The organism is Burkholderia sp. Se-20378, from assembly GCF_017104665.1.
GTDB classification, from domain to species: domain Bacteria; phylum Pseudomonadota; class Gammaproteobacteria; order Burkholderiales; family Burkholderiaceae; genus Burkholderia; species Burkholderia lata.
In genome coordinates, this window is the sequence record NZ_JAAGPG010000649.1 from 1 (window position 1) to 4,261 (window position 4,261).

The 4,261-nt window shown below is 67.1% G+C and carries 4 protein-coding genes and 1 pseudogene; 3 read left to right on the forward strand and 2 right to left on the reverse strand.

Annotated elements, in window-relative coordinates:
• Together G3N93_RS35440 and G3N93_RS35445 are read right to left on the reverse strand one after the other, a co-directional pair.
• Positions 1–438: pseudogene (locus G3N93_RS35440) on the reverse strand (serine hydrolase); the annotation flags it as partial.
• Positions 439–630: 192 nt separating this feature from the next.
• A complete protein-coding gene (locus G3N93_RS35445; RefSeq protein WP_206135058.1) occupies positions 631–1,806 on the reverse strand; it encodes a hypothetical protein in 1,176 nt (391 codons plus the stop codon).
• A 295-nt stretch (positions 1,807–2,101) separates the two neighbouring features.
• Here G3N93_RS35445 and G3N93_RS35450 point away from each other — a divergent pair, with 295 nt between their 5' ends.
• The 3 genes from G3N93_RS35450 (at position 2,102) to G3N93_RS35460 (ending at position 3,750) form a co-directional block, all read left to right on the forward strand.
• Positions 2,102–2,521: an HIT family protein gene (locus tag G3N93_RS35450; RefSeq protein WP_041493445.1), complete on the forward strand. Its 420-nt coding sequence runs from the start codon at positions 2,102–2,104 to the stop codon at positions 2,519–2,521.
• 254 nt (positions 2,522–2,775) lie between these two features.
• A complete protein-coding gene (locus G3N93_RS35455; protein WP_174917998.1) occupies positions 2,776–2,940 on the forward strand; it encodes a hypothetical protein in 165 nt (54 codons plus the stop codon).
• A gap of 150 nt (positions 2,941–3,090) precedes the next feature.
• Positions 3,091–3,750 carry an isoprenylcysteine carboxylmethyltransferase family protein gene (locus tag G3N93_RS35460; protein ID WP_206135059.1) on the forward strand — a complete coding sequence of 220 codons (660 nt, stop codon included), beginning with the start codon at positions 3,091–3,093 and terminating at the stop codon, positions 3,748–3,750.
• The last annotated feature ends 511 nt before the right edge of the window (positions 3,751–4,261 follow it).

Below are 4,261 nucleotides of genomic sequence, written 5' to 3' on the forward strand. Positions count from 1 at the left end.
GGTCTGCAGCTTCTGCGCGTCGATGCCGGCCGGCGGCGTGGCTGGCGCGGGATGCGTGGACGGCGGATCGGGGAGGGGCGGCAGCGCGGCCGGCAACGTGCCGGGCGACGGCCCGAGTGCGAGCGTGCAGCCGAGCCCGGGCCGGAAGTCCGCTTCGCGTTCGGCGAAGCCGGCGAAGGTCGCCGTCGCGCGATGATGGTCGGGATCGATCGACGGGTGCACCAGTTTCAGCAGCGGATGTACGCCGGCCATGATGTCGAGGTCGATCACGGACGCGGCCGGGCGGCCCGATACGTACACGCCGGAACACAGCGCCTTCGCCGCATAACCGGTCGCGATCGGCGCGAGCCGGGACAGCATGTACCCGGTGTAGCCGACCGCGGCGACGACGGCGAGCGCGACGCCGCGCAGGATCAGCTTCTTGAAGGGGATCGTCATGCGCGAGCGTCCTCGGTTGTCTGCAGGCAGAACACGAACCGGCAGTGTCGCAGGTTCGGGTCGGCGGTGGCAATCGCGGGTGCGTGCGACGCCGCGCGGCGTCGATAGCGCGTAACGTGCCCGGCGTGTGTGACTCGTGTGTGTCGATCGCTTCGGTCGAACGGGCCGCGTGCGGCCCGTCCGGGTGGCGCATCACTGCGCGTTGTCGTGGTCGGACCGCAGGGTCCAGACCGTCGCGGTATTCGTGTTGTCGTCGACGGCCGCGAATTCCGGCTGGCCTTTGCTGCCGTGCCCGAACGCGAGGCCGAATGCGGCTCCCGGAACGGTGTCGACCTGCATTTGCGCGACGAAGCGCCCGTCCACCGTGAATTCGACGATCTCGCTCGGCTGCTGCGGGTCGGCGTTGACCGCGTCGCCGTTCGCGGTCACGAGATGGCCGTTCGGTGCGAGCGCCAGCGCAAGCGGGCCATGCAGGTGCGCGGCGTCGAAATAGATCATCCGTCCGACGCCGCCGTTGCGATTCGTCGACGCGGCGTTCTGGATCGCGAACACCGCGTTGTCGCCGGTGGAGGCAACATACAGCACGTCGATGTTCGGGTCGTAGGCAAGGCCGGTCGGGCCGACGACGAGTGCATTGGGATCGGTTCGATTCACGTAGCCCGATGCGATGATGCGCGAGCCCGGCAGCATCGTGACGCCGTTGTCGCCGATCGCGAGTTCGATGCGTGACACCGTCCCGTTCAGCACGTTCGACACGAACGCGGTCACGCGCTGGCCGCGATCGATCACGGTCATGTCCCACGGCCCGTCGAGCAGCGTGGCGCTGGTGAGTTGCGTGACGAGATTGCCCTGCGGGCCGATGACGAGCAGCGAGCCCGGCGGCACGACGGTCTTGCCGTCCGGCGCCGGGACGTTGCCGACCAGTACGAAGCCGCTGCGCAGCACCGTGAGCGCGGTCGTCAGGCCGAGATTGCTGCCCTGGAAGAAGGCCGTCGGCGTCTTGCCGGGCGACAGCTTCACGATCGTCGTGCCGGTGCCTTGCGTGTTCGACGCCGCGTTGAAGTTGGACACGACGACGTCGCCCGGTTTCAGCGAGCTCCAGGTCGGCACGCCGCGCGGCACGAACGCGATGCCGTACGGGTTGACATCGCCGTTGGTGGGCACCGTCGATGCGGTGAACGATGGAATCGGCAAGATGATGTCGCTGCCGCCGGCCCACGCGAAAGCCGACGACAACGCGACCAGCCCGGCGCCGCAAGCCGCGCGGCATAGCGTGTGCGCAAGCGTGCGCCGGACGCGTGCGCCGACCGGCGGATCGACCGCAAGGACGGTCGTGGCGGGTGAACGACAGTAGGGGAGAGGGTCCATGGCATGACTCCGGTTGATGAGCGCGAGCAGTCATCCCGGCTGCCGGCTTGCGCAGCCGACGGGTGTCCGGCGCAGGTTCGCGATCGTGCGGTTGCCGCGTGAACCCGCGCTCGAAATAAACGAATGGCGATGGCCGGCTATTCCAATCCGTTACGCCCGTCGCATGCGAGCCGGCGGCCATTGTTCGCAGAAAGGGCGACTCGACCTGACAAGTTGAAATCCGACCCGTCGTCGGCCGATAATCGTCCGGCATCGCTTTCCTACTCTCCCAGTCCAACCGTTATCGGAAAACGCCATGTCCTACGACAACAACAACCCGTTCGCCAAAATCCTGCGCGGCGAACTGCCGTGCGTGAAAGTCGCGGAAGACGACGCGACCCTCGCGATCATGGATCTGATGCCGCAGGCCGACGGCCACGTGCTCGTGATCCCGAAGGAGCCGGCCGCGCAGATCTTCGAATTGTCCGGCGACGCCGCCGCGGCCGGCATCCGCATGACGCAGCGCGTCGCGGCGGCGGTGCGCGCGGCGCTCGAGCCGGATGGCGTGTTCATCGGCCAGTTCAACGGCGCGGCCGCCGGCCAGACGGTGCCGCATGTGCACTTCCACGTGATCCCGCGCTGGGAAGGCGCCGAACTGAAGATGCATGCGCGCGAGATCGCCGATGCGGCGACGCTCGAAGCGCTCGCGCAGCGCATTCGCGCGCGTTTCGTGTAACACATCGATTACACAACGCGTGGCACCGCACGGCGTACCGGCCGGCTGCCGCGCCATCGCCTGTTTCAGCGGTCATGCGAGGTAACACGTGTAACCGCTGGCGAAACTCGGCCCGGCCCACCCGGCGCTAGACTCCGCGCATTGCTTCATCGAGCGACAGGAAGGGCGGATCGCCTCTTCGTGCCGGCCGCCGCACCCCGCGGCGGCGCGGCTTTCGCGAGGTGCCATTCGTCTTTCGCGCCGGGAATCGAGCCATGACCAGACTTCTCATCACGCTTGCCCTGATCGGCGGCCTGTCCGGCTGCTACATCGCGCCGCCGTACGGCTACGCGCCCGCGCCGGCCTACTACGGCTATGCGCCGGCGTATTACGCGCCGCCCGTCAGCGTCGGGATCGGCGGCAACTTCCGCATCCGCTGATCCGGCACCGGGCGCTGGCCGCACCGGTCGGCGCCATCGCGTTGCGCTGGATGACTCGCGCGGATTCGCGAACCGCATGACGGCGGTGCGCTACCCGGCGCGTGCGCACTTCCTATACTTCACAGGAAAGCGCATTCCGGTGAGGCAGCCATGACAGTCACCCGCAAGGTCGCCGCCCTGTCGGCCATCTCCACGCTCGTCTATCTCGGGCTCGCGGTGCTCGGCAGCGGCGGGTTCGCGGCCTTCTTCTCGCATCCACAGCTGACCGTCGTCGTCGTGGCGACGCTCGCGATGGCCGTCGCCGCATTGTTCACTGAAGGCAACCTGAGCAGCGGCGAGCGCGAGAACCGCGACAACCGCTGGGTGCTCGCGGCGTTCGGCGTAAGCGGATTACTGCTGGCGTACCTGCCTGCGCTGACCGACCGGCTCGACTTCTGGACCTTCGGCGGCGATACGGTGCGCTGGATCGGTGTCGTGCTGTACATCGCGGGCGGCGTGCTGCGCATCTGGCCCGTATTCGTGCTCGGCAAGCGCTTCAGCGGGCTCGTCGCGATCCAGCCGGGCCATACGCTCGTGACCGACGGCATCTACAGCCGCATCCGCAATCCGAGCTATCTCGGCCTGGTCGTCAATTCGGTCGGCTGGGCGCTGACATTCCGTTCGAGTGTCGGCTTGCTGCTGGTCGTGCTGACGATGGTGCCGCTCGTCGCGCGTATCCGCTCCGAGGAGGCGCTGCTGCATGCGCAATTCGGCGCCGAATACGACGCGTATTGCGTGCGAACCTGGCGTCTGCTGCCCGGCGTGTACTGACCCTCTTCATTTCTTCCCGGCCGTCGTTTCGGGCCCCGCCCACGATTCGTTCCCGATGTGTTGCCACGTGTGTCGCAAACGTGCGACGCCGCGCATGGCCGGCCTGTTTTTCCACCGGGCCGGACCCTCGCCGGAGCCAATGCCGGCGCGGGTTTGCGGGCATTCCGGTGCGTGCATTCAAGGTTGCTTATTCGTAAACAACTTGTTACCAGAATGTCCACGGCAAGGATGTGGGACCGGTGCTATTCTTCGCCGCAAGCTCATTGAAATGAATTGGTCCGCGGTTCGGCACAATGCCTGACCCGACGTCGATCGATTCAGATCGTCGTACCGAGCGGACCTTCAATAACCAGATTGCGAACAAGGAAGAATACGGGAATGTGGAAGAAAATCGCCCCCGCTCTCGTCGTCGCCGCTTTGACCGGCGCGACTGCACTGCCGGCCATGGCAGGTGACATGAACAACGCGCTTGGCGGCGCGCTCGGCGGGGTAGCCGGCGCAGCGGTCGGCG

Bases quoted from the DNA above. Each gene is read 5' to 3' on its own strand.
- G3N93_RS35445 (WP_206135058.1), bottom strand. From the start codon at position 1,806: ATGGACCCTCTCCCCTACTGTCGTTCACCCGCCACGACCGTCCTTGCG.
- G3N93_RS35450 (WP_041493445.1), top strand. From the start codon at position 2,102: ATGTCCTACGACAACAACAACCCGTTCGCCAAAATCCTGCGCGGCGAA.
- G3N93_RS35455 (WP_174917998.1), top strand. From the start codon at position 2,776: ATGACCAGACTTCTCATCACGCTTGCCCTGATCGGCGGCCTGTCCGGC.
- G3N93_RS35460 (WP_206135059.1), top strand. From the start codon at position 3,091: ATGACAGTCACCCGCAAGGTCGCCGCCCTGTCGGCCATCTCCACGCTC.